This window comes from Gymnodinialimonas sp. (assembly GCF_059726805.1).
The window spans coordinates 201,942-228,015 of record NZ_AP041059.1 but is presented as its reverse complement, the minus strand read 5'-3'; the positions used below and the strand labels follow the sequence as shown (position 1 = coordinate 228,015).

The window sequence follows — 26,074 nt, the reverse complement described above, 5'->3', positions numbered from 1 at the left end:
CGCAGATGTCGCAGCCTCTTGCCTCTTCATTGGCCAATCCCGCGCCCAATGATTTGGAAGGCCACCCTGCGGGCAGCGCCGTCAATTACAGCGCCATGTTCTAACGGCGCTAACCATCCGAATTTGACCAGCATTCCAGTCAACGCAGTTACTGCTTTACCTTCCCGCATCGATCCTGGACCGAAACGGATGATATCGCGCGGCAGGATGGTCTGCGGATCACGCCCGTGATCGACCGCAATGCCCGGCCAGCTTTGCAGAAGCCAAAGGCGCAAGCGCTCGGCCTTTTCAGTTTCTGCGCTGATCTCTGCCGCCTCTGCCAAGCGCTTCGCCTCCCCAAGATAGAACCGGGCCAGCTTCACGCCCTTCTTCATCATCCCAACTTGGATTTCACGGGCGCTAAGACTTTCCCAAAGGGTCAGCACCCCGGCAATACGTGCGGCTTGCTCTGCCGTCTTGGATGCGTAGGCGGTCAACCCTTCCAAACCGCCCCCCATTTGTTGCGCGGTCTCGGTTTCAACATAGTATTCCCAAAGCACCGTGCGGGCATCTTGGGACAGGGCGAGGTGCGGCGGCTCAAGCTGTTGCAGGGTATCGCCAGCAAGGGGCTTCTGTGCGTCCAGAATAGCGCGCAGGCGGGCGCTAAACGCTGCAAGCTGCGTCGCAGCCCCCGTGGGGGCCTCAGGGGCTAAGCGCAGGCCAATTGCGCTTTGCGGCTCTGCTATCAGGAAGCGGGCAAGGAAGCCCTGCCCGCTGGCAACCGGATCGGCTAAGAGCGGGCGGGCGGCGACGGGTTGCACCATCAAGTGCGCCGCCAGTCTGCGACCAAACAGCGAAGACGTTCCGTCACCAGCTCGCACCCGTGTCAAAGGATCCCCGCCCCAGAGCGCGGACAAGCCCGCCACGGTCTTCAATCGGTGATCTTGAGACATTCCGTGACCACCCAAAAAGCCGCCGCCCTCGTCCGAAAACAGGCCAAGCGCGGGCTGCCCTGCCATGAATAGCTTATGCAGCCCCTCAAGGGTCGGCTCTGTCGCGGTCAAGTTCGGCAGAAGCGGCGCGGATGGCTCACCCCCCAACGCCTCTAGGTCGGCTTGGGTTGCCGCGCGCTCGGTCCCTTTTGCCTTCTTGAAACCCGCCATGACCTGCGCCCGGTCGGATTTGTAGATTTCTGCGGCGTTTTCCCAAGCGGTCACGTCCTGTTGATAGGCCGTAGACGCTTCCCGCTCAAACTCTCGCAGGCCTGCCATCAACAGCTTGTCGGTTGCGCTCTTGCGCTCGCCGGATCGGGCGATTGTGAGGCAGTAGAGGCTAACCGGGGCGAAGCCGCCCAAGGTTTCGACATCGCCGTGCGCCTGCACCGCAAGAGAGGCTACGGACAGTGCAGACTGTGCTGCGAGGGCCATGGGGGCCTGTGTAGTCGCCTGTGCGGCCTCTGCGGCCTCCCTGAGGGGGCCAAGGGCTTCAATCGGGTAACATGCCCCTTGCGCCACCTCCCTGAGAAGCGGCTGCGGACCCTCGGGGGTGTATGCGTTGGGCTGAATTGCAGTCATTGCGCGGCCCCTTTCAAGAGTACGTCGTTGAAGTCCTGCCCATCCGGGGCAGACATAATCGAGACGGACCAGCCCAAGGCATGTGCGCGGTCGGCCAATGCGGCCCCGGCCTCGCGCCCTGGGGTGTCTCCATCAGTTGCGATCACCAGCGCGCCGGAAGGCGGGCGCGGTGGCAGGGCCAACGAACGGATGCCAGACGTGGAAAGCGCGGCCCAGACGCTCGCAGGGCCGTCCAGAAGGCCTGAGAGAAGGCTTAGGCCCGTTTCGATGCCCTCGCACACCACAAGCGGCCCCATGGCCTCAGAGAGGCGCACCGCGCCACCAGCGCACGGCCCCAACATCATCTTGGCATTCTTGGCCAATCGGTCGCCTTGCTTCGTGAAGAACGTGCGATGCACCCCCCCTGTTGATTGGACATCAGCGACCATGGCGGAATGAAAGCGCCCAGACGGGCCGTGATAGCAATCCGCTAGCCAACGCAGGGTATCGGGCAAGGGGCACGTAATGCCCCGCCCCTTAAGGTAAGCCTCGCCTTTGGTGTCCGTGATCGGCTTGCCGAAGTCCCACGCTCTGCGGGCCTTGGCGAGTTGCTGGGCCTCATATTCGACCCTCGCCTTGTCGGCTTCGCGCTGCGCCGGCGGGTCAATTTCAAACCCGCCGGGTGCAATGCCTGCTGCCCTTAGGAGATCCGTGAAGCTGCAATTCGACTTTTTGCAGTGCATCAGCAGGCGGTCGCCTTCCACGCGGATCGTAAGGGCGTTTTGATCCTTTCGGTGGTCCTGACAAATCGGGCAAGGCGCGGTTCCGTAGGCCTGTGCCCACGTGCCGCCCAAGTCCCGTGTAAGCTGGCGCGGATCAACCGATTGACGCGGGTTTTGAGGTGCAAATGTCATTGTGCGGCCTTTCCTGAATGCAGGAAAGAACGCGATTCAGTGGGCGAGAGGTTACGCACTTCACCAGTGCTTAGCAGGACCAGCGGTCGCACGGGAAAATCCTCACCCCAGACGCCCATTTTCCGGCCGGAAGGGGACCAACGAACGGTGCCAGCGATGGGAGTGACAATGTGGATTGGGGCTGCCGTTGCGGTCATTACAGTGCCCCCCCATCGATGCGCTCAACTTTCGAAACGAGGGTGTAAATGCCATAGCGGTCGCGGCCTGTGTCGGCGTCGTTATTGTAGATTGTGCAAGCGATATCGACGCCGTGATCGCGACGCAGCGGCAACACGTTATCCGAGAGGCGGCAATAGCTTGCGGCAAAAATCGGGGCTTGCATCAGGCCCTCAAGCACTTGGCGTTTGCGCCGTGACACGGTGATAACGCGCGGCTCTTGACCTGGATCCGTCACCCGATATTGGGCGGGCTTGCTTGCGCTCGGAAGGTCTGCCCACCGATAAATGCGGCGGGCGTTGCGTGGCGGGATGCCATCGGAAGTTTTCATTTGGAAGGCTTTCAAAGTTGAAGGCCATCACTTCTTGAGCTATGATCGGTGGTGTTAGCCAAGATCATATGCCCCTTCCCGTGATGCCTCATGGGTTGGGGTTTTCTTATGCGGCCTCGCGGTCGGCATTGGCCTTGGCAATTACGGCGTCAAAGTCCGACTTGCGCCAGCGCGACATGCCGCCGATTTTCATGGGTTGCGGGATAGTGCCGTCCGCCACACGCCGCCAAAGCGTAGGCAGGGAAAAAGCAAAATACTTAGCGCCGTCACGGGCGGACAAAAGCGGATCGGTGTTCTGAATGGCCGCGTCGGTCGAGTAGTGCTCGACCGCTGCCGCATCTTGAGTTCCAAGGTGTTCCATTTCGTCGCCTCACTGCGTTGTTAGTCAGTGAGGCCGAAAGTAGGCACATGATACTAAGTGATAAAAAGGAGAGTGCCAGCTACTCTTGCTCACTTCTTTCCTTTGCAACCTCCCTGTTGAAGGCTTCGGCGCTTGCATCAATGCCTAATGCATCGAATACGCCTGCAAGCAAGGTCATAAAGGGGCTCGACGCTTTGTTGTCTATGGTATTGGTAGTTGGCAGTTTCGGCCAGTGCCCGGTCAGTGCGCGATAGGCATCCCCGCATTCACGCGCGACGCCCCTTGCTTTGGATTTCTCGGACCTTCGTCCTGTTGGTTCGGAAAATCGGGGCCCAAACGTTAGACCAAAAGCATCTGATCCGGGTGGCAAGGCAAGTATCGTGTCTCTCGCCAATTCCATCGCGCATCTAATCTCCGTGAAATGCTGCGCCAAGCCATCCGCGCTATAGCGACCACGGTGCCCAATCCCCGCCACTTCAGACTTTTGGAGAGCTTTTGATAGCACCCCGTCACCAATCAGTCCGACTAATTTCAGGTTCTTTTCCGCACGTTCAAGCCCTGATATCGCCGCGCGCAGACTCTCGGCATCCTTTTCAGGCGCGCGGTTTCTTCGAGAAAAATCTTCCACGACACTGCCGATTGAGGCGTTGCTCTCTATCCGCTGCGCCCATCCATCGATTTCCTCAAGATTAGCGTTAGGAAAGCTACGCCTCAGTACGCCTGCAAGGTTCTCTTTTCCAGTATCCCAATTCACGCACTTACCCCCGATTGCAGTTGCACTAGCTTCCCTGTGCCGCCACCAACATGATCGGCCCAGCGCTCCATTAGTGCCGCGCGTTGCTCCAGCTGATCATCACGCAAGTAGGCCTTTTGTGTCGTGGTGCGCGCCTTGTGGGCAATCGCCATTTCTGCCGTCTCGAATGAGACACCCCCGGCCCGGTCGGCCCATTCGCGAAAGCTGGACCGGAAGCCATGGGGACGCGCCTCTATTTCCATTCGTGTCATCAGGCTGGACATCGTGGCGTCCGATATCACGCCTTTGTTGACGCCTGGGAAAAGGTAACCGTCACGTGCCAGCAGCTTTGCGGACTCAATCGTCTCAAGTGCCAAGGCTGACAGAGGCACCCGAAAATCCACGGCTTGGTGTTTGCGGGCCTTCATGTTTTCGCCGGGGACTGTCCAAATGCTTCCTTCGATTTCATCGATGCGAGCAAAGCGGATCGGCTTGCTGCGCAGTCCTGTCAGGATCAACAGGCGCAAGGCGAGGTGCGTAGTTGATCCGTCCGATAGCTGGGCGAAGAACGCGGGCACCTCGCGCCAGTCCATAGATGGAATGTGTTTGGCGACGTGGCGGGATCTTCCAAGCAACGCCTTTGCCTTCTCGGTCGCTTGCAGGTCAACGTCTAGGCCCAGCGCAGCCGCATGTTTGAACACAATTCCGAGGCGGCCAATCGCCTTGCGGGCGGTGTCGGCCTTTGCGTGCCAGATGGGGGCCAAGGTGTCGCGTATGTCGCGTTGGTCAATCTCGGCAATGGGCGTCTTGCCCAGCTTTGGAAGCACATGCAATTCCAAGGGGCTTAACCAGCGCCCGGCCTTGCCGTCGCCCCTCAGGTCAGCCTTTCGGCTTTCGAAGGCGTCTAAGGTCACGTCGTGAAGCGTGTGCATGTTCCGCAGGGCGGCTTGCTCGGCATCCCGGCGGGCTTTGATTGGGTCAATGCCCTGTGCAACCTTTTCCCGCAGCCCGGCGGCTATCGCGCGAACGGCTTTTAGAGTGACAGTGCTGGCGGAACCTAGGCCCATTTCGTGGCGACGGGTGTAGAGCGTGTAGCGAAAAACCCATTGACCGTTCTGATCTGTTGACTTGTAAAGCCACAGACCAGCGCCATCGGCATACTTGCCCTTTGGAAGCGCCGCGACCTGCGTGGCCTTCAATCGATTCAGAACGTGGGCCATGTATCCCCCTCAGTATCCCCCTCGCCTTCCTAGTACGGTTTGAGGCGACATGAAAGGGAATGATACTGTTTGCGCCAATAAAAAAAGGGAAAAGGAAGCGAGAGGTTAGGCCTTGAGGCTGGATGATACCGATAGACACCGCGTTTAAAGGCCTCTCCTGGGCACCACTTTTTCTTGGCCTACCGCCCTTTGGGCTGCTTGAGGCCGTAAGGCGAAGATCGGTAGTTGTGCAGGGATGCTCAAGCTTGAGCACCCATATTAAACCCCTAGAAACACACGATAATCGCAATTTCGTTAACCTTTGGTTAAGCTTTGGAAACGGCGTCGCGCTTCCTCCCTTCCCCGCGGGGCCTGATTTCGGTAAAGCACGGGCCTATCCGACAGTGAGGCGAGCGCCGTGACCAATACCCTATACCAAAATGACCTGCCCGACGGCCTGAGCCTTGGCCCCATCGTCGCGATTGACTGCGAGACCATGGGTCTGCATCCGAACCGCGACAGGCTTTGCGTGATCCAGCTGTCGGACGGGGACGGGAATGCGCATCTGGTGCAGATCGCCAAGGGGCAGACCGAGGCACCGAACCTCTGCGCGTTGTTGGAAGATCCCAACACCCTGAAATTGTTCCACTTTGGCCGCTTCGACATCGCCGCGATGTACCACGCCTTTGGCGCGCTGACCGCGCCTGTTTATTGTACCAAGATCGCGTCGAAACTGGTGCGGACCTACACCGACCGCCACGGCTTGAAGAACCTTCTGCAGGAACTGCTGGGCACCGATATCTCGAAGCAGCAACAAAGCTCGGACTGGGGGGCTGACACGCTGACCCCGGCGCAGATCGAATATGCGGCGTCGGATGTGCTGTACCTGCACGCGGTCAAGGACAAGCTGGACATGATGCTAGCCCGCGAAGGCCGGGCCGAGATGGCGCAGGCGTGTTTTGATTTCCTGCCGATGCGTGCGAAACTCGACCTGGCCGGTTGGCCCGAGATCGATATCTTCAGCCATTGAGCGGAGCGCCACGTGGCACGCGACAACCTTTATTCCAAAGCTGTGGTCTGGGTGAAAATCACCCTGCCCGTCGTTGGAATTGGCCTGTTGTCGTCGCTGTTTCTGCTGTCCGGCGCGCCGGATCCCGACGCCGCGCTGCCCTATGCGGAGGTTGATATTGACCAGGTCACCCGCGAACAGCGCGTGACCGAGCCGCGTTTTGCCGGGGTCATTGGCGAGGGTCAGGAGATTGTGCTGACCGCCGATGCCGTTGCTGCCGATGCCGCGCAGACCGAGCGCATTCAGGCGCAATCCATTGACGGGCGGATTGACCTGAACCCGACGGAATTCCTGACCCTACAGGCGGAAAACGGCGACTTCGACATGGCCGCCCAGATGGCGACCTTTACCGAGGATGTCGTGGTGCATTCCTCCATGGGATATCGCTTTGAAAGCCAGGTGTTGGTGATGGCGCTGGACGTAATCAACATGCGCTCGCCCACCCGGGTCCATGTCACCGGGCCCGGTCTGGATGTGACCGCCGATACGATGGAAATGGCCGGTCCGGACGGGGAAACAATCCTTCGTTTCAACGGCTCCGTTCGGGTGCTATACGAGCCGCAAAGCTAAAGGGCCCGCCATGCACCGTATCCTTGCCCTTTTGGGTCTATTCCTTCTTCTCAGCCAGCCCGCTGCGGCGCAGGTGAATATCGGTTTCGGGGGCGTCAGCTTTGATGACCGCCAGCCGGTGGAAGTGACCGCCGATGGCCTGACCCTTGACCAAACCACTGGCGAGGCCGTGTTCACCGGCAATGTCATCGTCGTCCAGGGTGATCTGCGCATGGCCGCCGGGGCGGTGCGCATCGTCTATGGCACCCAGGGCAACCAGGACGTGAGCGAGGTGATCGCCACGGGCGGCGTGCTGGTGACGCGCGGCGCGGATGCGGCCGAAGGCGGCAGCGCGCGCTACGATGTGGCCTCGGCCCTTTTGACGCTGTCGGGCAATGTGCTGGTGACCCAGGGTCCAACGGCGATTGCGGGCGACAGCATGGTGGTGAACATGCGTACCGGAAACGGCTCCGTCGATGGGCGCGTGCGCACGGTGCTGGGCGGCACCGAGTAATGGCGCTGGAAGTTACCGAGGGCTCGGCGGGCCTGCGCGTTCACAAACTGCGCAAGAGTTACCGAAAGCGCCCGGTGATCCGCGACGTGACTCTGGAGCTGAACCGCGGCGAAGTGGTTGCGCTGCTGGGGCCGAATGGATCGGGCAAGACGACCAGCTTTTATTGCATCGCGGGGCTGATCACGCCCGATGGGGGCCGTGTCACTATCGACGGCCAAGACGTGACGCTGTTTCCGATGTACCGCCGCGCGCGGGCGGGCGTGGGGTATCTGCCGCAGGAAATGTCAATCTTTCGGGGGTTGTCGGTTGAGGACAACATCATGGCGATCCTGGAAATCGTGGAGCCCAAGCGCAAGAAGCGCCGGGATCGGCTGGAAGAGCTGCTGTCGGAATTCTCCATCGAGCATCTGCGCCGCGCGCCTGCCCTGTCGCTTTCGGGCGGGGAGCGGCGGCGCGCGGAAATCGCGCGGTGCCTGGCCTCCAACCCCCGGTATGTGCTGCTGGATGAGCCCTTTGCGGGCGTCGACCCCATCGCCGTGGGCGATATCCGAGCGCTGGTGGCCGAGCTGAAAACGCGCGGTATTGGCGTGTTGATCACGGACCACAATGTGCAGGAAACGCTCGCCATCGTGGACCGCGCCTACATCCTGCATGACGGGGTGATCATCATGTCTGGCACCGCTGATGAAGTCGTCCGGGACGAGAATGTGCGCCGCGTCTATCTGGGGCAATCGTTCAAGATAACCTGAACCGTGCCGCGCGGTTTGCATTGACAGGTCGGTCTGATTCCACGTCCTATGGGGGGGATGGTTGCGATTGCTTCATCCCATAGTGCCTCGCGCGGTAAGCCGATAGATCGACTGCCCCAGCGGACCCTCTTTGACATTCAAAATCATCAAGTTAACAGGCACGACACCTGTGTCGTGCGCCCATAAAACCGGAGGTTACATGCGGTATCAGATAAGCGGAAAACAGATCGAAATCGGCCAGGCGCTGCAGACACACGTGCAGGACAACCTTGGCAGCATCGCCCAGAAGTACGCCGAGCGTCCCACCGACGCGACGGTCATCTTCTCGAAGTCGGGGCCCGAGTTCGCTTGTGAAACCACCGTTCATCTGTCCACCGGAATGACTGCCGCCGCCAAGGCCCATGCCCACGAGATCTACGCCGCGTTCGAGGCGACCGCCGACAAGCTGGAAAAACAGCTGAGGCGGTATAAGCGGCGGCTGAAAGATCATCACAAAGACCGGACAACGCCCATTGATGTCTTTGGCGGTGCCTCTTATATCCTCGCATCATCAGAGGCGGAAAGTGACGCGGCGGAACCAGAATCGCTGCAGCCGATCATTGTCGCCGAGATGGAAACAAAGATCCCATCGCTTTCGGTTGGGGAAGCCGTGATGCAGATGGAAATCGCAGGGGCGCCACTGTTGGTGTTCCGCGAGCAAGGGAACGACCGGATTAATGTGGTCTATCGCCGCGATGACGGCAATGTGGGTTGGATTGATCCGAAGACCGGATAACAGACACGTCACGGCTGGGAACGCAGCCTATTGACCGAAAATGCGCGGCGCGCGCCGCTTGTGGAGGGACACGGGAATGGACCTTTCGACTCTTTTATCGCCGGATGCGGTCAAAGTGATGAGCGACGTCAGCAGCAAGAAGCGGCTGATCCAAAGCATCGCCGAGTTCGCGGAACAGCTGATCGATGTCCCCACCGCGCGTATTTTCGAAGCTCTGCAGGAACGCGAAAGCCTTGGCCCGACATCCGTCGGCCATGGCATCGCGCTTCCCCACGCCCGCCTGCCCGAAATTGAGGCCGTCGTGGGCGCGTTCATCCGCCTGGAGCGTCCGATCGACTTTGGCGCTGCGGACCGTCAGCCTGTGGATCTGATCTTCATTTTGCTGGCGCCACAGGAATCCGGCGTGGATCACCTGAAAGCGCTGGCGCTGGTGTCCCGCACCCTGCGCGATTCCGCGCTTTGTACGAAACTTCGGGCCAACACGGACCCGTCGACGCTTTACACCCTGCTGAGCGAGGGCGAGGTTACGCAGGCCGCGTAACCCCTAGCGTTTGTTCCACCGCGGAAATCCAAACCCGATGTAATCGCGCCGGTAGGTGTCGATCAGCACCTGCTCGATCTTGCCGTCATAGATGGCCTTGAGCGGATGCTTGCCCGGCATCGCCTCACCCACGACCTCGGGGATATCCTCGGCCCCGACGGCGGCGGCGAGGGCGGGCAAGGCTTCTTTCATATGCTCTTCCTGGATCACCGATTGCGGCACCATCACGGACGCGATCCCTTGCAGAATTGCCGTCTGCGTCGCCCAGGCCTGATCCACGCGGACGCTGGTCTGGCCCGCCAAATTTCCCTTCAGAAACCCGATGAAGCCCTGAAACGCGGCTTTCTGTTCAGCCTCGGACCAGCCGTCGCCCGGGGCCTTGCCGGGCATCGGCACCTTGTAGCGCTGGCGCAGGGTCTTGCGCGGATCGGCGTAGGCGGGGCGGTCATCGGGCAGGATGAAACGGTTGAACACCGTGTAGGCGCGGGCCACGGGGTGGCGCAGGACGGTGAAGCTGCGGAACCCGGGGTTGTCCTTCATCCATTGGCGCAGCTGCTTCTGGCTCATCTTGCGGATCAGGGCATCTTTGCCCACATCGCCCAACGCGCCCATCCAGTTGAGCACCGAATTCTCCGGCGCGCCTTTGATCGGGCAGAAGAGCAGACCGAGCGTCGGATGCGCCACGAAGTTGGGGACCTGCGCGGCGCGCTCGGGCTCTAACTCAGGGGATTTCTCCAACCCGAACCGATCGAGGTCGCTGAGCGCCGCGACCATTTCATCGTAGTTTTCGACCTTATCGCGCAGGGGCGCGGGGTTTTGCTTTTTCAGCTTCTTCGAGGTCGCCTCCACCCGCTCATCCGAGCCGAGGAAAGCCGCCAGACCATTCAGCATCTCGGGGTCGTTGATATCCTCGTATCGGACCTGAAACGCCACCTGCCCGGTCTTTTGCAGCCCCTGGCGCAGATGTTCCTGGAACGGCAAAAGCTTGTCCAACAGCTCCCCAAATTCGGCGGTATCAAACCGGATCTGCGCCGTCTTCGCGTGCTTCATATCCGTCAGGCGCCACTGTCCGGTGGCGCTGGCGATCTTGCGCGACACATAGCTGTCGAGCGGATTGCGGGTGAGGATCACCTTGGCGATGCGCGAGTCGGGCAACACGCGTTCCACCACGCGGTCATCATGGTCGTGGAACAGGCGAAAACCGGGCAGGCCCTCGCCGTTCTCGATGATCGCTTCCAGCAGACCCAAGGGGTCCTGCTCTCGCCGATCCATATCGTATCCGTACATCTCGAACGTGTTGTGATGGCCCATGAAGGTCGGGTTATAGACCTCTCCCAAACAGTTGATGTCGGGGAAATTATTGAGGCTGTCTTCCAGATAATTGGAGCCCGTGCGCATCTCGGCGAACAACACGAAAGCATCAAAACGACGGGACATGATCTATCTCACCAAATAGGGGCGGTTGTCGGCGCCAGAGGGCGGCATCGCCACGCCTTCTTGTGGGAAATCGCCCACGGCAAAGGGGTTCATCCCCTGGTTCTTCAGGTTTTGCAGGAACTTGGGCAGGCCCTGCAGGTTGGCCATGCGCGGCGCTTCGGTCAGCCGAGACGCCTGGGCGCCTTCCATCGCATCAAGGATGCGCTGCAGGTTTTCCATCGGCTCTTCCAGGAACTCTGCCAGCGACCAGATCCGGATTTCCGCGCGCGACCGCACGTGGCGGAGCGTGTTGACGAAATCCACCTCGCGCCGTTGCAGGCGCGCGGCCTCTGTCCGGATGTCGCCGAAATTGCGGTTCGCGGTGAAGAGCCGCACCGCCCAACCGCCGGTGATCACGCTGATCTGCGCGTTGCTGTCAGCCGCCATGAAGGCGCCGGGGCGCTGGTTGTCTTGCGGGCCGAACATGAAGACCTGCCGTTCGCCCCGGGTGTTCCAGATCAGGTTCGTCAGGAAGCGTTCGGGGTTGTAATCGCGCAGATCCGGCGCGGCGGAGAGGCAGCCGGCGTAGGTATCGGCGTCACCCGCAAAACGCACGCGCTTGGGATCAAAGATGTTGCCATGGACCGAGGTGCCGAGGCGGCGGGACAGCCAGGGTTCAAAATCCAGGAACAAGTCGTTGAAGCCGTGCAGCACCGAATACGGCGCGGCGGTTTTGCCATTTTCCCAATCGTTGTTGGGGTAGCGCGACTGCATGTAAAGGCCGGGGCGTCCACGGGTCCGACGCTCCAACGCTTTGGCGAACACCCGGTCGATCTTGCCAGGCGTGGGTTCCGCCTTGCGGACATTTGCGCCTTCATCGGTGAGGAAGGTGCGGTAGAGCCGCTCTGCCCGGGGCCAGATCTTGCGGGCCACAAAGCAATCCGAGCGGCGCAGAAGATGCAGGTGATCGTCGTAGAAGACGTGCGGTTTGCCCTGGAAATCGAACTTCGACAGGGTGAGGGACCGACTTTCGATGTTGCGAGAGTAATTGCGCACCAGCGTTTGGTAGTAGCTTTCGTCCGGGATCCAGACGAGCTTGAAGTAATTGTCAAACTCCCGCCGCTTGGGGTCCTGGATGATCGCCGACAGGGTCTGTCGCGACAGGCACCACCATTGGCTTCCCAGATGCGGCAAAAGCCCCTCGGGCATCTTGCGCTTGAAGCCGACGCTGCGCTGAAGGTCGACGTAGCGGTCAAAGAGAAAACGGTGGCGCTTCCACGAGAACGGGAAGCGCAGCTGGAAGCGTTCGGTATTCAGGCCATCGACGGTCCAATCCACGTCGCGGATGGTGACGCTTTCGATGAAATCAGTCATCGGCCGCGCGGCGAGGTAGGCGCGAAGCTCATCCACGGGCCTGAGCGGCAGGCAGGAGCCGGAGGCGAGGTAGACATGCCGGACGCCGGGAAATTCCTCCAGCATCATCTCGGCCCCGGTTTGGGAGGCTTGAACAAGGCTCCACGTGCCCCATTCGCACTTGTGACGCTTGCAGAACTTGACGTTATCAAGGTCGGCCAGCTCGCGCTTGAGCCAGGCGTTCTTGTCCTTGGCGACGCGTTTGTCGAGGTGGATGACGACGGGGCAATCCCGCTCGGCCCAATGGCGCGCGACCTCGGCGGCGCGGTTAAGCGCGGTGTGGCACATCATGATGAAGCCCAGGGTGCTCATGGCGTACTCATGCCCAGTTGCCTTTGGACATCAGGCCGAGGATCTCCAGCTGGCGCCAATTGATGTATTTCTCGGACCATTTGGTCCAGAAATCCGGGTTCTCCTTCAGGCCGTCGGCGTAGGCTTTGTATTCGGCGGAGGCGGCGTAGTGTTCGCGGCGGTCGAGCTCTTCCTTGGCTTTGGCGCTGAACGTGTCGAGGAACTTGGCGTGGAGCAGCACGCCAGAGGCCTTTTCGCCCCCCCATTCGTCATAGACGTGGTTCAGCCCGCGCGGCAGCAGCATGTGGGTGGAAGAGGCATAAGCGTAGTGCTTCTGCCAGTTCACCAGCGGCGTCTTGTTCAGCGCGGGCGCACGTTCAGGGTTGTCGCCAAAGAACGCGCGGGCCCGGGGGCCGCCCTGGATCCAGAGGTTGCCGTATTCCCAATTCCGCGTGACGGAGTAATTCCCGGCATCAAACCAGCAGGCGATGTCGAAGGGGTTTTGCCCCTCGCGGTAGGGCTGCGCGTCGATGGGACCCTTGGGGTACATGTCCAAAAGCATCGCCCCGAAGGACTTGATGGAGGACGCGTCGAGCCAGTCGGTCAGCGCGGGAATGGGGCGGGTATCGCTGAACGGGTAGACCAGGAATTCATCGGGGTCGACCGTCAGGCACCAGTGTTTGTGCCCGTAAAGCCGGAGCAGCCGGTTGATCCAATCCATCCCGAAGCGGGATCGTTTGTAGGACTCATCCGTCCACCAAACGCTGCAATCGGGCTGTTCGGCCAGGTATTCCCGCGTGCCATCGCCGCTGTCATTGTCCACGAACAGGAAATGATTAACGCCCCGGTCGCGGTAGTAGTTCAGGAAATACTTGAGGCGCACCCGCTCATTCCGGAGGGTGCAGAAGCACAGGACATCGCGTTCCTTGATCGTCTCCGTGCGGTTCGCCACAACCTCCAACCCGCGGGATTTACGCCACGCGCGCACAAGGAACCGCTTGCGTTCAAGGCGCAAACCGTAACGCTTGATCGCTTTCATGGGCGGCCTTTCCTGCCGGGCGGTTGGATGGCTTTCGCCACCGTATCAAAGTGCTCTGCCCAAGTGGCGACCTTCAACGTGGTCAACTCCGGCTTAACAGCAGTACCGCGAAAGTGTTGTTTAATCGTTTCCGCCCAAGAATAGGCGTCGTTACTGTCCACGTAAACGGCACAATCACCCAGAGTTTCCCTGAAAACCGGTAAGTTGGAGCAGATTGGCGTGGCTCCGGCCAGCGCGGCCTCCAGCGGCGGGTAGCCGTAGCCCTCGGCGAGCGACGGAAACAGCAGTGCGTTGGCGCGGGCAAGGTGCTGTTGCACTTGGTCGTCAGGCAGCGGCCCGTGCAGGAAAATGGAGGTGCCGCGCAGCGGGTGAGCTTCGATCCGCGCCATCACATTGTCCACCTTCCACCCCGCCCTGCCGATGATGTGCAGCTCGGGCATTTGGGGCAAAGACATCTGCGCCAGCGCCTCCCAGGTATCGATCATCAGCGCGTGGTTTTTCCGGGACTCGATCGTGCCAAGCATCACGAAATGGCCTGGCTCTCGAGCTTTCGCGGGCGGCGTGGGCTGGGCCGTCACGCCCAGATGGGCAACAAACTGGGTCTTTGGCGCGCTTTGCCCGGCCCAATGCGCCTTCAGGTCCGCCAATGTCGCGGCAGAATTGCTGATGATCACATCTGCATAGCGGCGAACCCTCTCTACCCGGCCGGCGAAGCGGTCGGGCATGCCATCGGCGACATGGGCGGGATGGGTCAAGGGGATCAGGTCGTGGATCATGACACTGCAGGTCCCGGGGTGCGCGGCGACCGCGGACAGAGTCGATTCTGACAGGTTGGAATGGCCGACGTTCACGTAGTCACAGCCGTGGGCGGCGTAGGTGTTCAGCATCCCAGCCAAACCGTGCGGCCTGCACCGAGCAATCGCCATACGCCGTAGCGCTGCTTCGGCCCTGTGACGCGGTTTAGACCCGCGCCCCGTGATGCGAGAGATCCAGTCCGCGCGGCCCAGATCAGCGCCGTTGACCATGTCCAGCAGCGCCTGCCCGCCCCGACGATCCAACAGCAGATAGCCCCGTGTCGTGCGGCATAGAAACTTGCTTTCGCCAGTCAGCGCCTCTTCCAGGTAAGCAACCTCCACCCGGTCGATGCCCGTCAGGGCACCGCGACCGACGCGGGTCAGCAGCCGCGTGACATCCAGCCAGAGGCGCAACTCTGACAGGGAAGCCACGGCGTTACTGCGCGGCGTTGCGGACCGACATCATGTCGGCGAGGTAATCCTGGAACTCATCGCGCAGATCGTCGCGGGCGAGGCCAAAGGCGACCGTGGCTTGCAGGAACCCGGCCTTGGAGCCGCAATCGAAGCGCTGGCCCTTGAAGCGGTAGCCATAGACGTTGTCGGCGCTGGCGATTTCCTGGGCGATGGCGTCGGTCAGCTGAATTTCACCGCCCGCGCCGGATTTGATCTTGTTGAGATGCCCCATGACGTCGGGCGACAGGATATAGCGGCCAATCACGGCAAGGTTCGACGGCGCTTTGTCCTGATCCGGCTTTTCGACCATGCCCTTCACGGACACGACCGAGCCCATGTCTTCCTTGATGTCCAGAATACCGTAGGAGGAGGTCTTGTCGTCGGGCACTTCCATCGCGGCGACCATATTGCCGCCGATCTCGGCATGGGCTTCGACCATCTGTTGCAAACAAGGCGTCTCGGCCGCGATCACGTCATCGGGCAGGATCACGGCGAAAGGCTCATTTCCCAGAAGACGGCGCGCGCACCAGACGGCGTGGCCCAGGCCCAGGGCCTTGTGCTGACGCATATAGGCAATCGCGCCCGAATCCATGTTGGTGCTTTTCAGCATCTCCAACATCTCGGTCTTGCCCTTCTTGCGGAGGGTATTTTCCAGCTCGGGCGTGTGATCGAAGTAGTCTTCCAACGCGGACTTGCCGCGGCTGGTCACAAAGATGAACTCCTTGATGCCGGCAGCGCGGGCTTCGTCAATCGCGTATTGGATCAGCGGGCGATCCACCAATGTCATGATCTCTTTCGGGATCGATTTGGTCGCCGGAAGGAAACGGGTGCCAAGACCCGCGACCGGGAAGATCGCCTTGGTAACTTTCTTTTTCATGCCTTGCCTCTCGCGCGCAGTGCCGCTTTAGCGCGGCATTCTGCAGTCTTGTTGTGACTGACACATTAACAACACGAAACGAACGGGGAAACGTTCAATTTTCATCTCCCGTAGGCGAGAGGCCCCGCGTGGCAGAAATACGACGGACCTCGGCGGTGACACGGGCCCGGAAAGACGTGATCTGAAACCGCGGGCCGCTGCGGTCCGAGGGGCCGAAAAGACCGCCGGTCTGTTCCCACCAGCCGCCATCGGTGAAGCGCACCCGATGCTTGCGCGGCGTCGGCTCGAACGCGAAAAGGCTGACGGGTTGGCCACTGGCGACAAGCTGCGCGGCTTCCGCGCGGCGTCGGTTGAGTTGGAAGATACGGCCCGACAGGATGCGATGGGGCGGTGGGTTTGTGGTTTGGAAAGGGTCGAAATCGCTTGTGTTAGGGCCGATTTGAGGCGCGATGCTGTCCCGTGTTTGCCCGGCTTCGATCCCCGCGTGCAGGGTATCCATCAGCTCTCGCATCTTGTCGGCGTCCAGTTTCCGTTGCTGGGCCAGGCGCAGCAGCCGCGTGCTTTGCGCCGCCTCCAGCGCATGGAGCGCTTCGGCCCGCTGATCCTCAGGGGCATGTTTGCGCAGGTAGACCGCGCTGGAGGCGCCGATGTCGAACAGGCTGAGCGGCACGCGCGCCTGGGTGCGGCGGGTGCTGGCCTCGAACCCGTGGTGGACAATCGCCTGCGGTTCCCACGCGGTTTTCAGGCCAGCGAGGCCGATCCGAAGGGCCATGTCCGTGTCGTCGAGGTAGAAGTGCAGCGCTTCGTCAAAGCCGCCGATTTGCTTGAGAGCATCACGGCGAAACGCCATGTTGGTGCCTTGGAGTTTGCGGAAATATCCGTCTCTGACGGGCGTGTTAGGGTCTAATGGGATGTCTTGCGCCAGCCCGTTCACGGCCAGAGGGCCCCATTGCAGAGAGATCCCGTTGCGGCCCAGCACCGGGCCGGTCAGCGCGGCAAGGTCCGGGTCTTTGAAGGCCGACAGGATCGCTTGTGTCCAGATCGGCTCGGGCACCGCGTCATCGTCAATGAAGGCGATGATCTCGCCCGCCGCCGCCGCGATCCCGGCGTTGCGTGCGGCAGAGATGTTGGGTTTGCGCTGCGGCAGCAGCTTCAAAGCGCCCTTGATGGGCAGATTACGCGCGGCCGTCTGACCCTCTGGATCAGCCACCACGATCACCTCACACCCGGCGCGCGCCTGTTGTGACAGGCCCAGAAGACAGCGCCGCAACGCCTCCGGCCGCCCGGCGCTGACAACGACAACGCTCAGGCGCAGCGCGGTCAAGGCGCCCCCATCTCTTGCAGCATCGCCTCGATCCTTGGGATGTCTTCGGGGTTGTTCAGCTCCCAAAACTTGGCGCCCCGGGCTTCGACCTCGACACATAAAACCGGGTGCCCGGCCTCCAGAAAGCGGAGCTGTTCCAGGCCTTCGAGCGTCTCTAATGGGCCGATAGACCAATGCGGATAGGCGCGCAGGGCCCAGGGGCGGTAGGCATAGACGCCCACGTGGTGGAACACCGGCGTGGGGGCGTCGGGCGCGTAGGTTTGGGCCGTGTAGGGGACGACTTCCTTGGAAAAGTAGAGCCCGCGCATCTTGCTGTCGGCCACGGCAGTCGTGCCGCCGACGCGGCCTGCGGCGCGGTCGGCCTTCAACGCGGCCAGCGTCTCACCATCGCAGCGCAGGATCGGCGTGGCGACGGCGGCTTGCGCATCGTTGCGCAGGCCGTCGACCAGGTCCGACAGGAACCACGGCGGCGTGAGCGGCGCGTCGCCCTGCAGGTTCACGATCATCTCGACGTCACCCAGGATTTCGAGCGCTTCGGCGCAACGCTCCGTCCCGTTGCGAGCCTCAGATGAGGTCATCAGGACCTCCGCCCCGAAGGCCCGCGCAGCATCGGCGATGCGGTCATCATCCGTGGCCACATAGACGGCATCGAGGCCCGAAACCCCCTGCGCCGCGCGCCAGGACCGCTCGATCAGCGAGACCCGCTCCCCCGTCGCGCCGGTCAGCATCGCCAGAGGCTTGCCCGGATAGCGGGTGGAGGCATAGCGGGCGGGGATGACGCAGGCGACTGTCACGGCTGCTTCAACTCCACGCCCGGGGCGTAGGCGATGAAGAAGCCGTTGGCGAAACCGTCTTTACCGTAGTCGAAGGGCGAATGATCCTCGAAACGCACCATTTGGCCGCCCGCCCCGCGCAGCACGGCGTCGCCTGCGGCCGTGTCCCATTCCATGGTGCGGCCGAGGCGGGGGTAGATGTCAGCCTCTCCGGTTGCGACGAGGCAGAACTTCAGGGAAGACCCGGCGCTTTTCATGTCGGCGTGGGCGTATTTGTTGATGTAGTCGTCCGTCGCCTGATCGCGGTGGGACTTCGACGCCACGACGCGCAAGGCGCTGTTGTCGGGCTTCGACACGCCGATGGGATCGAGCCTGCCGGGCGCTTTAGGGTCGAATGGACCCGCTTCTTCGACGCTGACGCCATCGGCGGTGGTATAGAACAAGCGCCCCTTCGCGGGCGCATAGACAATGCCGCGCACGGGCGTGCCGCTTTCGACCAAAGCGATGTTCACGGTGAAATCACCACGCCGCTTGATGAACTCTTTCGTGCCATCCAGCGGATCCACGATCAGGAACTGATCGGCGGACAGCCCGTGGCTATCGGCCTGCTCTTCCGTCACCAGCGTCACATCGGGGAAGGCCGCGCGCAGGTGGCGCGAGATGATCGCATCCGCCGCTTCATCGGCCTCGGTCACCGGGCTGTCGTCCGATTTCACCTTCACGTCGAAATCCTCGGACCCGTAGACCTCCATGATCGCGTCGCCCGCTTCCAGGGCGGCGGCGCGCATGACGGCAACAAGTTTCTCGTGATCCATGCCTTCACCTGACGTTGAATTGAAAATTAACACCTACCGCGTTATCCTCTGCCCGTGTGGGAACGGCAAGCAAAGCCTCGGGGCGACGCGAAGACATAAAAGCCAGGCCACACGGCGGCAGGCAAGGATTAGGCGACATGTTTGAAACACGGACTTCCACGTCCACAGTGGCGCTGCTCTTCAATTTTATGGAGGTCACGTTCCACGCCGCCGCGCGCAAGGTCCGTAAAGGGCATGGCAACGCGATCATCTCGATCGTCCTGTCGATCATGCAAAGCATGATGTTCATCGCCGCGTTCTACCTGATGTTCACGTTCCTGGGCGGGCGCACCGCCGCATTGCGCGGGAATTTCATGGTCTACCTGATGACCGGGATCTTCCTGTACCTGACCCACATCCAGACCGTGCGCGGCGTGATGAACGCCGAGGGGCCGACCAGCCCGATGATGCAGCACGCGCCGATGAACACGCTGGTGTCCATCTGTTCTGAAGCGCTTTCGGTGCTTTATACCCAGTTCGTCTCGCTTCTGTGCCTACTTCTGTTGATCCACACGGTGATCATGCCCGTCGAAATCCACGATTGGGCCGGGGGCTTGCGCATGTTCCTTCTGGCCTGGGGCGTGGGCGTTGTTCTGGGCATCATCCTGATGGCGTTGAAACCGTGGATGCCCGATGCCGTTCAGATTCTATCGATGGTCTATATTCGTGCGAACATGATCTTCTCGGGCAAGATGTTTCTGGCCAACATGATGCCCGCGATGATGCTTCCGGCGTTCACCTGGAACCCCCTGTTCCACATCATCGACCAAACCCGGGGCTATGTGTTCGTGAACTACTTTCCCCACAACACAACGGTGAGTTATCCGTTCTACTTCATGCTGGGCGCGCTTCTGTTTGGCATGATGCTGGAGGCCTATACGCGCAAACATGCCTCTGCCAGCTGGGAGGCGAAGCGCTAAGCGCGATCCGGGAAGAGGCTGCACGAAATCGGGAAGGCGCTAGTCCACCACCCGCATCGTCAGGTTGATCCGCCCGCCGTTGGGCAAAAGCGAAGACGAGCCTGCGCGCAGCCGATCAATCCCGTGGAAATTCAGCCGCGCCGCGCCGCCCATCACCGCCACATCGCCGGATTTCAGCCAGATCGATTGGGTCTTTCCGCCCCGCTCGGGGCCGCCGACGCGAAACAGCGCCTCATCCCCCAGCGAGATTGAGACGACGGGCATGTCAAAATCCCCCTCATCCCGGTCCTGGTGCATGCCCATCTTGGCGTCCGCGTCGTAGTAGTTGATCAGGCAGCTTTGCGGGTCACGAGCCACCCCGGACACCGCGCGCCAGACCTGCAGCGCCAGGGGTGGCATCGGCGGCCACTCCATCCCATCGGGGTGCGTGCGATCATACCGATATCCGCTGCGGTCCGAGATCCAGCCGAACGTCCCGGCAGAAGTCATCCGAACCGACATTTTACGCCCGGTCCGCGTCTCGGGCCGATAGAGCGGCGCAGCGCGCACCACACGACGCACCTGTTCCACCAATTCTGCCTGCTCCTCGGCACTAAGGTGTTCCTGATGCACAACAATGCCACCGACTTCGACGCTCAATGCAGATTCCTCGGATTCCAATGGGCTCGGACGCTTGCAGCCCTAAATTGCGCTTCTTATATACCCTCCGAACTCCGGTGGGCACCTTTGGTGGCCACTACAGTCAATTGTATGGCGGCGCGGGGGCCGCAGGTTTGGCCCCGCTCCCGCCCGTTCGCTTAAGAAAGGGACACACATGGCTAAAGTCATTGGTATCGACCTCGGTACAACCAACTCTTGCGTGGCTATCATGGATGGCTCGCAACCCCGCGTGATCGAAAACGCGGAAGGCGCCCGCACGACGCCCTCGATCGTTGCGTTCACGGATGATGAGCGTCTGGCCGGTCAATCCGCCAAGCGCCAGGCCGTCACCAACCCGGAAAACACCATCTTCGGCGTCAAGCGCCTGATCGGTCGCCGGATCAACGACGAACATCTGGAGAAGGACAAGAAGAACCTGCCCTTCGCGATTGTCGACGGCGGCAATGGCGACGCGTGGGTTGAGGCGAAGGGTGACAAGTATTCTCCCTCGCAGATCTCGGCGTTCATTCTGCAGAAGATGAAAGAGACGGCTGAAAGCTATCTGGGCGAAGACGTCACGCAAGCGGTCATCACCGTGCCTGCGTATTTCAACGACGCTCAGCGCCAAGCCACCAAAGACGCCGGCAAGATCGCTGGTCTGGAAGTGCTGCGCATCATCAACGAGCCGACGGCAGCCGCGCTGGCCTACGGCCTCGACAAGAAAGAGACGCGCACGATTGCCGTCTATGACCTTGGCGGCGGTACGTTCGACGTGACGATCCTGGAAATCGACGACGGCCTGTTCGAAGTGAAATCCACCAACGGCGACACGTTCCTGGGTGGTGAAGACTTCGACATGCGCATCGTCAATTACCTGGCGGAGGAGTTCAAGAAAGAGAACTCCGTCGATCTGACGCAAGACAAGATGGCCCTTCAGCGCCTGAAGGAAGCGGCAGAAAAGGCGAAGATCGAGCTGTCGAGCGCGTCCCAGACCGAAATCAACCAGCCGTTCATCTCGATGGGTGCCAACGGCCAGCCGCTGCACATGGTCATGAAGCTGACCCGTGCGAAGCTGGAAAGCCTGGTGAGCGACCTGATCAAAGCCTCCATCAAGCCGTGCGCGGCGGCGTTGAAAGACGCGGGCCTTGCCAAGACCGAGATTGATGAGGTTGTTCTGGTCGGCGGTATGACCCGGATGCCCAAGGTGATCGAGGAAGTGACCAAGTTCTTCGGGAAAGAGCCCCATAAAGGCGTGAACCCCGATGAGGTCGTGGCCCTTGGTGCCGCCATTCAGGCCGGTGTTCTTCAGGGCGACGTCAAAGACGTGGTTCTGCTGGACGTGACCCCTCTGTCGATGGGTATCGAGACCCTCGGCGGCGTATTTACCCGCCTGATCGATCGCAACACGACGATCCCGACGAAGAAGTCGCAGATCTTCTCAACCGCTGACGACAACCAAAGCGCCGTGACGCTACGGGTGTTCCAGGGCGAGCGGGAGATGGCGGCTGACAACAAGATCCTCGGCCAGTTCAACCTGGAAGGCATCCCGCCCGCCCCGCGCGGCGTGCCGCAGATCGAAGTGACGTTCGACATCGACGCCAACGGCATCGTGTCGGTCGGCGCCAAGGACAAGGGCACCGGCAAGGAACAGCAGATCACGATCCAAGCCTCCGGCGGTTTGTCCGACGAGGATATCGAGGCCATGGTCCGCGAAGCCGAGGAAAATGCCGAGGCTGACAAGGACAAGAAGGACCTTGTGGAAACCCGCAACCAGGCCGAAAGCCTTGTGCATTCCACCGAGAAATCGCTGGAAGAGCATGGCGAGAAGGTCGATCCCTCCACCGTTGAGGCGATCGAGCTGGCTTTGGGCGCGCTGAAGGAAACGCTGGAAACCGACGACACCGCCAAGATCAAAGGCGGCATCCAGAACGTGACCGAGGCGGCGATGCGTCTGGGTGAAGCTATCTACAAGGCCGAGGCCGAGAAGGCCGAAGCCGCAGAAGGTGGCGACACCGGTGAGGAAGAAGAACGCCCCGTCGATGAAGACATCGTCGATGCGGACTTCGAAGATCTCGACGACGACCGCAAGCGCGGATAATCGCGACTGAACCCATGTAGCCAGCCCGTTTGATCGACGGGCTGGCTCGTGTGTTTCCGAAAGGGAAAACCATGGCAAAACGCGATTATTACGAAGTTTTGGGGGTCTCAAAGGGCGCAAGCGCCGATGAGATCAAGAAGGGCTATCGCAAGAAGGCGAAAGAGCTTCACCCCGACCGCAACGCAGACAATCCGCAAGCCGAAGCCCAGTTCAAGGAAGCGAATGAGGCCTACGACGTCCTGAAGGACGCCGACAAGAAAGCTGCCTATGACCGCTTTGGCCACTCGGCCTTTGACGGCGGCATGGCGGGCGGTCCGCGTGGCGGCGGCCAGGGCCAGGGCGATTTCGCCTCCGCCTTCTCGGACGTGTTCGAGGACCTCTTTGGCGATTTCATGGGCGGTCAACGGGGTCGCCCCGGCGGCGCGCGCACCCAGGCTACGCGGGGCTCGGACCTCCGCTATAACCTCTCGATCACTTTGGAAGATGCCTACAACGGCCTGACCAAACAGATCACCGTCCCCTCGTCGGTGGCTTGCGATTCCTGTAACGGCACCGGGTCCGAGGCGGGCGCAGAGCCGACGACGTGCCCGACGTGTTCGGGCATGGGGAAGGTCCGCGCCCAACAGGGTTTCTTCACCGTGGAACGCACCTGCCCGACCTGTAACGGCATGGGCCAGATCGTCAAAAACCCCTGCCGCTCCTGTGGCGGTGCCGGGCGTCAGGAAAAAGACCGCGCGCTCAGCGTGAATATCCCGGCGGGCGTTGAAACCGGCACCCGCATTCGCCTGTCCGGCGAGGGTGAAGCCGGCCTGCGCGGCGGGCCGACCGGGGACCTCTACATCTTCGTGGAGGTGCAGGAGCACGCCCTGTTCCAGCGCGACGGGATGGACCTGTTCTGCCGGGTCCCCGTCTCCATGGTCTCTGCCGCTTTGGGCGGTGAGATCGAAGTGCCCAGCATCGACGGCGGCCGGTCCCGCGTGCGCGTGCCCGAAGGCTCGCAATCGGGGCGGCAAATGCGCCTTCGCGGCAAGGGTATGCCTGCGCTTCGGGGCACCGGCATCGGCGAGATGTATATTGAGCTAATGGTCGAAACGCCCGTGAACCTCACCGGCGATCAGGAAGACCTGCTGCGCCAGTTCGATGAGCTGTGTAAGAAGAACAACAACCCGAATGCCTCGGGCTTCTTCGACAAGGTCAAAAAGTTCTGGGACAAGGTCAAAGAGTGACCAAAGGCGTCCGTTTGACGTGCAAAAGGCCTCCGATCACTCGGGGGCCTTTTTTTGGTGTCCGGCATTTCTGTGTACGTGCTGTGTACAGGGTGTGTACGGCCTGTGACCCGGTCTAAGTGCGCCCAATCTCGCAGGCCGCCATCACCGCCATATTCAGAATGTCGTTCGATGTGCTGACCGTCGAGGCGATCTGAACCGGGCGGTCCAGGCCGGTCAGAATCGGCCCGATCACCGTCGCCCCCGCCATTTCCTGCATCAGTTTCACCGAGATGCTCGCGGAATGTCGCGCGGGCACGACCAGCACATTCGCTGGCCCGGACAGGCGTTGGAACGGGTATTGTTCCTGCACTGCGGGATTGAGGGCGACGTCCACTGTCATCTCGCCCTCATACTCGAAATCGACGCCCATTTCGTCCAGCACATGGGGGGCTTTGTGCATCTTCTCCGCCCGCTCCGACACCGGATATCCGAAGGTGGAGAAGCTGACGAAAGCAACCCGAGGTTCCAGCCCCAACCCCCGCGCAACCTCTGCGCCGCGTTGTGCAATCAGCGCAAGGTCCCGGTCATCGGGCCATTCGTTGACCAGCGTATCGCCCAGCAATACAATCTTGCCCTTGTGCAGAAGCGCCGTGACGCCGACGGCGCCGTCCTCGGCCCTTGCATCAAAGACTTTCCCCACCATCTCAAGCACTTGCGCGGATTTGCGCGTGGCACCTGTCAGCATCCCATCGCCGTGGCCATGGGCCAGCATCAGGGACGCAAAGACATGCCTGTCGCGGGATGCGAGGCGGTGGATGTCGGTGTTGTCAAAGCCTTTGCGTTGGAGGCGTTGGTAGAGGAAATCCTTGTAGGTCTCCAAATGCCGGGTGTTGGCGGCGTTCACGATTTCCAGCTCGCGCGCCGCGTCCCCAAGGCCGACGGCTTCCAGTTTTTCCTTCACGTCAGCGTCGCGCCCAACCACGAGCGCACGGCCAAGCCCCTGGCGCTGATACGCCACGGCAGCGCGCAAAACGCGCGGGTCGTCGCCTTCGGCAAAGATCATCCGCGCCTGAGCATTCTTTGCTCGCGCGTAGACGCCTTGCAGGATCGAAGAGGTCGGATCCATCCGCGCTTTCAAGTCGGTCGCATAGCCTTCCAGATCAATGATCGGCCGCCGCGCGGCGCCCGTATCCATCCCGGCTTGCGCCACGGCGGGCGGGACCATGTAGATCAGTCGCGGGTCAAAGGGCGTCGGAATTATGTAATCCCGCCCGAAGCTTAGCTTGCGCCCGTAAGCCATGGCGACCTCATCGGGCACGTCTTCCCGCGCCAGTTCGGCGAGGGCCCGGGCGCAGGCGATCTTCATCTCATCATTGATCGCACGGGCATGAACGTCGAGCGCGCCCCGGAAGAGATATGGGAAGCCCAGAACGTTGTTCACCTGGTTAGGATAGTCGCTGCGCCCCGTGGCCACGATGGCATCGGCGCGGACGGCGTGGGCTTCTTCGGGCGTGATCTCAGGATCCGGGTTGGCCATGGCGAAGATCACCGGGTTGTCGTTCATCGAGGCGACCATCTCGGGCGTCACGGCACCCTTGACGGAGACGCCGAGGAACACATCCGCACCGTCCATCGCCTCTTCCAGCGTGCGCAGCTTGGTAGAGACGGCGTGGGCCGATTTCCACTGATTCATTCCATCGGTACGGCCCTGAAAAATAACGCCTTTCGTATCGCAGACAATGCAATTCTCATGCCGCGCGCCCATCGATTTCAGCAGCTCAATACAAGCGATCCCGGCAGCGCCCGCGCCGTTCAGGACAATCCGGCAATCCTCGATCTTCTTGCCTGAGATATGCAGCGCGTTGATCAACCCGGCGGCACAAATCACGGCGGTGCCGTGTTGGTCGTCGTGGAAAACGGGAATATCCATCAGCTCTTTGAGCTGCTGTTCGATCATGAAGCACTCGGGCGCCTTGATATCTTCAAGGTTAATGCCGCCGAAGGACGGGCCCATCAGCTTCACGGCGTTGACGAATTCGTCGACGTCTTCGGTGTCCAGCTCGATATCGATGGAGTTCACGTCGGCGAACCGTTTAAAGAGAACTGCCTTCCCCTCCATCACCGGCTTCGACGCCAAAGCACCCAGGTTCCCAAGGCCCAGCACTGCCGTCCCGTTGGAGATCACGGCGACCATGTTGCCCTTGGTCGTGTAATCGTAGGCCGTTTCCGGGTTCTCGGCGATGACCTCGCACGGCACGGCGACGCCGGGCGAATAGGCCAGCGACAGGTCGCGCTGCGTTGCCATCGCGGTGGAGGCGTTGATGTCGATCTTCCCCGGGCGCGGGTCCAGATGGTAGGCCAGCGCCTCTTCCCGGGTGACTTTTTGTTTGTCGGCCATTCATGTCCTCCCTGAACGGGGTGAGTTAACCGGTCTGCGGTGGCAGGGGCAACCGCCCGCACTGCCGAATACGCTTCAAACTGGGGGTTTGATG

At 61.3% G+C, this 26,074-nt stretch carries 25 protein-coding genes; 9 read left to right on the top strand and 16 right to left on the bottom strand.

The genetic code is table 11. The features are described 5' to 3' along the window. Nucleotides 1-26: 26 nt before the first annotated feature. The 6 genes from AC6I9R_RS01165 to AC6I9R_RS01140 form a co-directional block, all read right to left on the bottom strand. The gene (locus AC6I9R_RS01165) at nt 27-1,553 is read right to left on the bottom strand and encodes a YfjI family protein (RefSeq protein WP_461426936.1); all 1,527 of its coding nucleotides are present in this window, start codon (nt 1,551-1,553) and stop codon (nt 27-29) included. Beyond that, complete coding sequence (locus AC6I9R_RS01160; protein ID WP_497863052.1) at nt 1,550-2,446, bottom strand: DUF7146 domain-containing protein; 897 nt, start codon at nt 2,444-2,446, stop codon at nt 1,550-1,552. Before AC6I9R_RS01160 ends, AC6I9R_RS01165 begins: the two co-directional genes overlap by 4 nt. Before the next feature lie 196 nt (nt 2,447-2,642). After that, nucleotides 2,643-2,993: a hypothetical protein gene (locus tag AC6I9R_RS01155; RefSeq protein ID WP_497863051.1), complete on the bottom strand. Its 351-nt coding sequence runs from the start codon at nt 2,991-2,993 to the stop codon at nt 2,643-2,645. Between the two features lie 106 nt (nt 2,994-3,099). Then, nucleotides 3,100-3,354 carry a helix-turn-helix transcriptional regulator gene (locus tag AC6I9R_RS01150; RefSeq protein ID WP_461426939.1) on the bottom strand — a complete coding sequence of 85 codons (255 nt, stop codon included), beginning with the start codon at nt 3,352-3,354 and terminating at the stop codon, nt 3,100-3,102. Between the two features lie 79 nt (nt 3,355-3,433). Then, nucleotides 3,434-4,108, bottom strand: coding sequence for a hypothetical protein (locus AC6I9R_RS01145; RefSeq protein ID WP_461426940.1), 675 nt, complete (start codon nt 4,106-4,108; stop codon nt 3,434-3,436). Further along, nucleotides 4,105-5,307 (bottom strand): tyrosine-type recombinase/integrase, encoded by a 1,203-nt coding sequence (locus tag AC6I9R_RS01140; RefSeq protein ID WP_461426941.1) that lies wholly within the window; start codon nt 5,305-5,307, stop codon nt 4,105-4,107. The genes AC6I9R_RS01145 and AC6I9R_RS01140 overlap by 4 nt, the downstream gene beginning before the upstream one ends. Nucleotides 5,308-5,704: 397 nt before the next feature. Here AC6I9R_RS01140 and AC6I9R_RS01135 point away from each other — a divergent pair, with 397 nt between their 5' ends. The 6 genes from AC6I9R_RS01135 to AC6I9R_RS01110 all read left to right on the top strand — a co-directional run bounded on the left by AC6I9R_RS01135 (nt 5,705) and on the right by AC6I9R_RS01110 (nt 9,483). Continuing rightward, nucleotides 5,705-6,316, top strand: coding sequence for a ribonuclease D (locus tag AC6I9R_RS01135; protein WP_461426943.1), 612 nt, complete (start codon nt 5,705-5,707; stop codon nt 6,314-6,316). Nucleotides 6,317-6,328: 12 nt separating this feature from the next. Then, on the top strand, nt 6,329-6,925 hold the full coding sequence (locus AC6I9R_RS01130; protein WP_461426944.1) for a hypothetical protein: 597 nt from the start codon (nt 6,329-6,331) through the stop codon (nt 6,923-6,925). Between the two features lie 10 nt (nt 6,926-6,935). Next, nucleotides 6,936-7,418 (top strand): LptA/OstA family protein, encoded by a 483-nt coding sequence (locus tag AC6I9R_RS01125; RefSeq protein WP_461426945.1) that lies wholly within the window; start codon nt 6,936-6,938, stop codon nt 7,416-7,418. Continuing rightward, nucleotides 7,418-8,167, top strand: a complete 750-nt coding sequence (gene lptB, locus AC6I9R_RS01120) for an LPS export ABC transporter ATP-binding protein (protein WP_461426946.1) — start codon at nt 7,418-7,420, stop codon at nt 8,165-8,167. The genes AC6I9R_RS01125 and lptB overlap by 1 nt, the downstream gene beginning before the upstream one ends. A gap of 199 nt (nt 8,168-8,366) precedes the next feature. Further along, nucleotides 8,367-8,942 carry a ribosome hibernation-promoting factor, HPF/YfiA family gene (gene hpf / locus AC6I9R_RS01115; RefSeq protein ID WP_461427076.1) on the top strand — a complete coding sequence of 192 codons (576 nt, stop codon included), beginning with the start codon at nt 8,367-8,369 and terminating at the stop codon, nt 8,940-8,942. A 76-nt stretch (nt 8,943-9,018) separates the two neighbouring features. Next, entirely contained in the window at nt 9,019-9,483 is a 465-nt protein-coding gene (locus AC6I9R_RS01110; protein WP_461426947.1) for a PTS sugar transporter subunit IIA, read from the top strand. Between the two features lie 3 nt (nt 9,484-9,486). On the opposite strand, the gene AC6I9R_RS01105 is transcribed toward AC6I9R_RS01110, so the two are convergent. The 8 genes from AC6I9R_RS01105 to cysQ all read right to left on the bottom strand — a co-directional run bounded on the left by AC6I9R_RS01105 (nt 9,487) and on the right by cysQ (nt 18,678). Further along, the gene (locus tag AC6I9R_RS01105) at nt 9,487-10,920 is read right to left on the bottom strand and encodes a nodulation protein NodH (protein WP_461426948.1); all 1,434 of its coding nucleotides are present in this window, start codon (nt 10,918-10,920) and stop codon (nt 9,487-9,489) included. Nucleotides 10,921-10,923: 3 nt separating this feature from the next. Beyond that, on the bottom strand, nt 10,924-12,624 hold the full coding sequence (locus tag AC6I9R_RS01100; protein WP_461426949.1) for a DUF5927 domain-containing protein: 1,701 nt from the start codon (nt 12,622-12,624) through the stop codon (nt 10,924-10,926). Nucleotides 12,625-12,631: 7 nt separating this feature from the next. Beyond that, nucleotides 12,632-13,642 (bottom strand): glycosyltransferase family 2 protein, encoded by a 1,011-nt coding sequence (locus AC6I9R_RS01095; RefSeq protein WP_461426950.1) that lies wholly within the window; start codon nt 13,640-13,642, stop codon nt 12,632-12,634. Beyond that, nucleotides 13,639-14,868, bottom strand: coding sequence for a glycosyltransferase (locus AC6I9R_RS01090; RefSeq protein WP_461426951.1), 1,230 nt, complete (start codon nt 14,866-14,868; stop codon nt 13,639-13,641). The genes AC6I9R_RS01095 and AC6I9R_RS01090 overlap by 4 nt, the downstream gene beginning before the upstream one ends. Before the next feature lie 4 nt (nt 14,869-14,872). Then, nucleotides 14,873-15,766, bottom strand: a complete 894-nt coding sequence (gene galU, locus AC6I9R_RS01085) for a UTP--glucose-1-phosphate uridylyltransferase GalU (protein WP_461426953.1) — start codon at nt 15,764-15,766, stop codon at nt 14,873-14,875. Nucleotides 15,767-15,860: 94 nt separating this feature from the next. Further along, a complete protein-coding gene (locus AC6I9R_RS01080; RefSeq protein WP_461426954.1) occupies nt 15,861-17,090 on the bottom strand; it encodes a glycosyltransferase family 2 protein in 1,230 nt (409 codons plus the stop codon). Next, complete coding sequence (locus AC6I9R_RS01075) at nt 17,087-17,884, bottom strand: 3-deoxy-manno-octulosonate cytidylyltransferase (protein WP_461426955.1); 798 nt, start codon at nt 17,882-17,884, stop codon at nt 17,087-17,089. Before AC6I9R_RS01075 ends, AC6I9R_RS01080 begins: the two co-directional genes overlap by 4 nt. Further along, the gene (cysQ, locus tag AC6I9R_RS01070; RefSeq protein WP_461426956.1) at nt 17,881-18,678 is read right to left on the bottom strand and encodes a 3'(2'),5'-bisphosphate nucleotidase CysQ; all 798 of its coding nucleotides are present in this window, start codon (nt 18,676-18,678) and stop codon (nt 17,881-17,883) included. Before cysQ ends, AC6I9R_RS01075 begins: the two co-directional genes overlap by 4 nt. A 137-nt stretch (nt 18,679-18,815) precedes the next feature. Between cysQ and AC6I9R_RS01065 the strand changes: the two genes are divergently transcribed. After that, nucleotides 18,816-19,637 (top strand): ABC transporter permease, encoded by an 822-nt coding sequence (locus tag AC6I9R_RS01065; protein ID WP_461426957.1) that lies wholly within the window; start codon nt 18,816-18,818, stop codon nt 19,635-19,637. A 39-nt stretch (nt 19,638-19,676) separates the two neighbouring features. On the opposite strand, the gene AC6I9R_RS01060 is transcribed toward AC6I9R_RS01065, so the two are convergent. Continuing rightward, nucleotides 19,677-20,276, bottom strand: coding sequence for an alpha-ketoglutarate-dependent dioxygenase AlkB family protein (locus AC6I9R_RS01060; protein ID WP_461426958.1), 600 nt, complete (start codon nt 20,274-20,276; stop codon nt 19,677-19,679). 175 nt (nt 20,277-20,451) lie between these two features. On the opposite strand from AC6I9R_RS01060, the gene dnaK reads away from it, so the two are divergent. Beyond that, nucleotides 20,452-22,374, top strand: coding sequence for a molecular chaperone DnaK (dnaK, locus tag AC6I9R_RS01055; RefSeq protein WP_461426959.1), 1,923 nt, complete (start codon nt 20,452-20,454; stop codon nt 22,372-22,374). A gap of 71 nt (nt 22,375-22,445) precedes the next feature. Beyond that, a complete protein-coding gene (dnaJ, locus tag AC6I9R_RS01050; RefSeq protein ID WP_461426960.1) occupies nt 22,446-23,600 on the top strand; it encodes a molecular chaperone DnaJ in 1,155 nt (384 codons plus the stop codon). Between the two features lie 115 nt (nt 23,601-23,715). On the opposite strand, the gene AC6I9R_RS01045 is transcribed toward dnaJ, so the two are convergent. Continuing rightward, nucleotides 23,716-25,980 carry an NADP-dependent malic enzyme gene (locus AC6I9R_RS01045; protein ID WP_461426962.1) on the bottom strand — a complete coding sequence of 755 codons (2,265 nt, stop codon included), beginning with the start codon at nt 25,978-25,980 and terminating at the stop codon, nt 23,716-23,718. Nucleotides 25,981-26,074 lie beyond the last annotated feature (94 nt).

What these genes read in the sequence shown, in the direction of transcription:
- AC6I9R_RS01165 (WP_461426936.1), bottom strand. Translation starts at nt 1,553, where the DNA reads ATGACTGCAATTCAGCCCAACGCATACACCCCCGAGGGTCCGCAGCCG.
- AC6I9R_RS01160 (WP_497863052.1), bottom strand. Translation starts at nt 2,446, where the DNA reads ATGACATTTGCACCTCAAAACCCGCGTCAATCGGTTGATCCGCGCCAG.
- AC6I9R_RS01155 (WP_497863051.1), bottom strand. Translation starts at nt 2,993, where the DNA reads ATGAAAACTTCCGATGGCATCCCGCCACGCAACGCCCGCCGCATTTAT.
- AC6I9R_RS01150 (WP_461426939.1), bottom strand. Translation starts at nt 3,354, where the DNA reads ATGGAACACCTTGGAACTCAAGATGCGGCAGCGGTCGAGCACTACTCG.
- AC6I9R_RS01140 (WP_461426941.1), bottom strand. Translation starts at nt 5,307, where the DNA reads ATGGCCCACGTTCTGAATCGATTGAAGGCCACGCAGGTCGCGGCGCTT.
- AC6I9R_RS01125 (WP_461426945.1), top strand. Translation starts at nt 6,936, where the DNA reads ATGCACCGTATCCTTGCCCTTTTGGGTCTATTCCTTCTTCTCAGCCAG.
- lptB (WP_461426946.1), top strand. Translation starts at nt 7,418, where the DNA reads ATGGCGCTGGAAGTTACCGAGGGCTCGGCGGGCCTGCGCGTTCACAAA.
- hpf (WP_461427076.1), top strand. Translation starts at nt 8,367, where the DNA reads ATGCGGTATCAGATAAGCGGAAAACAGATCGAAATCGGCCAGGCGCTG.
- AC6I9R_RS01110 (WP_461426947.1), top strand. Translation starts at nt 9,019, where the DNA reads ATGGACCTTTCGACTCTTTTATCGCCGGATGCGGTCAAAGTGATGAGC.
- AC6I9R_RS01105 (WP_461426948.1), bottom strand. Translation starts at nt 10,920, where the DNA reads ATGTCCCGTCGTTTTGATGCTTTCGTGTTGTTCGCCGAGATGCGCACG.
- AC6I9R_RS01100 (WP_461426949.1), bottom strand. Translation starts at nt 12,624, where the DNA reads ATGAGCACCCTGGGCTTCATCATGATGTGCCACACCGCGCTTAACCGC.
- AC6I9R_RS01095 (WP_461426950.1), bottom strand. Translation starts at nt 13,642, where the DNA reads ATGAAAGCGATCAAGCGTTACGGTTTGCGCCTTGAACGCAAGCGGTTC.
- galU (WP_461426953.1), bottom strand. Translation starts at nt 15,766, where the DNA reads ATGAAAAAGAAAGTTACCAAGGCGATCTTCCCGGTCGCGGGTCTTGGC.
- cysQ (WP_461426956.1), bottom strand. Translation starts at nt 18,678, where the DNA reads ATGGATCACGAGAAACTTGTTGCCGTCATGCGCGCCGCCGCCCTGGAA.
- AC6I9R_RS01065 (WP_461426957.1), top strand. Translation starts at nt 18,816, where the DNA reads ATGTTTGAAACACGGACTTCCACGTCCACAGTGGCGCTGCTCTTCAAT.
- dnaK (WP_461426959.1), top strand. Translation starts at nt 20,452, where the DNA reads ATGGCTAAAGTCATTGGTATCGACCTCGGTACAACCAACTCTTGCGTG.
- dnaJ (WP_461426960.1), top strand. Translation starts at nt 22,446, where the DNA reads ATGGCAAAACGCGATTATTACGAAGTTTTGGGGGTCTCAAAGGGCGCA.
- AC6I9R_RS01045 (WP_461426962.1), bottom strand. Translation starts at nt 25,980, where the DNA reads ATGGCCGACAAACAAAAAGTCACCCGGGAAGAGGCGCTGGCCTACCAT.